The 1635-nt window shown below is 74.7% G+C and carries 2 protein-coding genes; one reads left to right on the top strand and one right to left on the bottom strand.

What is annotated here, in order from left to right; translation table 11 throughout:
• Nucleotides 1–191: 191 nt before the first annotated feature.
• Nucleotides 192–638 (bottom strand): hypothetical protein, encoded by a 447-nt coding sequence (locus EBM89_RS20595; RefSeq protein ID WP_233571894.1) that lies wholly within the window; start codon nt 636–638, stop codon nt 192–194.
• Nucleotides 639–1013: 375 nt separating this feature from the next.
• On the opposite strand from EBM89_RS20595, the gene EBM89_RS20590 reads away from it, so the two are divergent.
• Nucleotides 1014–1262, top strand: coding sequence for a WhiB family transcriptional regulator (locus EBM89_RS20590; protein ID WP_122151410.1), 249 nt, complete (start codon nt 1014–1016; stop codon nt 1260–1262).
• Nucleotides 1263–1635: the final 373 nt, after the last annotated feature.

Below are 1635 nucleotides of genomic sequence, written 5' to 3'. Positions count from 1 at the left end.
CGCATCGGCGAGCAGCGGGCGCGGGCCTGGTGTGGGCGCGCTCGGTCGCCCGCCCGCACGCGCCACGGGGACGCGCCTCGTACCGTCCCGCACGCGACCGCAGCGCGGAGCCGGTCACGGGAGGGCGCGTGGATCGCCGGTGCCCGCCCCGGTCGGGGCGTCGTCGCGACCGCCGTCGGCCGTGAGCGCGCTCAGCGCGAGCGGGGCCCCGCGACGGCGTCCGGCGGGGGCGTGTCGACCGTCCACGCGACGACGGGCCGCACGAGCAGCAGCACCCCCGTCACGGCGGCCAGCGCCAGCACGCCCACGGACCACGCGGCGACCTCGACCCCGAGCCACCCGACCGCGAGCACGACCAGCAGGATCTGCACCGTCATCACGGGGGCCCGCCCCCAGCGTTCGCCGTGCAGCAGCGCGCGGGCGGCGCCCGCGAGCAGCGCACCCATCCCGAGCGCGAGCACCGCCATGAACACCACCGGACCCGGCAGCGCGGTCCCCCGCACCAGCGCGACGACCAGCCCGACCGTGACGGCGACGAGCGCGACCGCCTGGACCGCGACGAGCCCGACGAGCACCCGCACGGCCGTCGGGGCGGACGCGGGCGAGGGCTGCGGGGCGGGTGCTGCGGCGGGAGTCACGTCGCGACCCTACGTGCCGGGACGCGCTTCCCGCGTCGTCGCAGGTCGCGGGGCCGCCACCTCGGCGCACTGGGACGTTCGTCCCACACAGCGGGTGAAACTGGCACATTTCGACCCGACCGGGGTAGCCTGCGGCCAGGCGTCCAGGATCCCCACAGGTGTGACCGACGCCTCAGTCGTTACGCGTCAGAAACCTGCGCGTAACCCCTTGTGCGCCGTCTGCGCCCATGTGAATCTTGTACTCAGCAGTTCGAATCCGAGCGCCGACGCTCACGCCCCCGCGAGCCACGTCTCGTGCGTCGGACGTGAGCTCTGCGCCCCCTGCCACCCCAGCCCCCTGGGTCTGTGGCATGCCCCCGTGCTGAGGAGTGTTCGATGGATTGGCGCCACCGCGCAGCGTGTCTGACCGAGGACCCGGAGCTGTTCTTCCCGATCGGGAACACCGGCCCCGCCCTGCTGCAGATCGAGGAGGCGAAGGCCGTCTGCCGCCGCTGCGACGTCGTCGACACCTGCCTCAAGTGGGCCCTCGAGTCCGGCCAGGACGCGGGCGTCTGGGGCGGCCTCTCCGAGGACGAGCGCCGCGCGCTCAAGCGCCGCACCGCCCGCCAGCGCCGCGCCGGCTGACACCCCGCACCACCGCACCGGAGCCCGCCACCCCCACGGGGTAGGCGGGCTCCGCTGCGTCCACTCCCCCGCGCACCTCGGGGAACGCCCCCCACACCCACCCCGACGCGCACCCGGCGAACACCCCCGCACCCACCCCGACCGCGCCGACGTGGCGCCGGACTCCGCCGCGTCCACACCGACGCGCCCATCGGGCGACCTCGACCCGGCGCGTCGTCGAGTGGTCAGCAGGTGCGGGTCTCGAGACCTTGGCGTCAGGTGGTTGTTGCAACGTGGTCCTCATCGAGAGGGTGCGTGGCATGGCTGGTGCGAGGTTGACGCTGCAGGAGCGGGCGCAGATCGAGGTGTTGTTCGGTCAGGGGCTGTCTTTCCC

This window comes from Cellulomonas triticagri (genome assembly GCF_003696205.1).
GTDB lineage: Bacteria > Actinomycetota > Actinomycetes > Actinomycetales > Cellulomonadaceae > Cellulomonas > Cellulomonas triticagri.
This window is presented reverse-complemented; position numbering and strand designations above follow the sequence as displayed.

Bases quoted from the DNA above. Each gene is read 5' to 3' on its own strand.
- EBM89_RS20590 (WP_122151410.1), top strand. From the start codon at position 1,014: ATGGATTGGCGCCACCGCGCAGCGTGTCTGACCGAGGACCCGGAGCTG.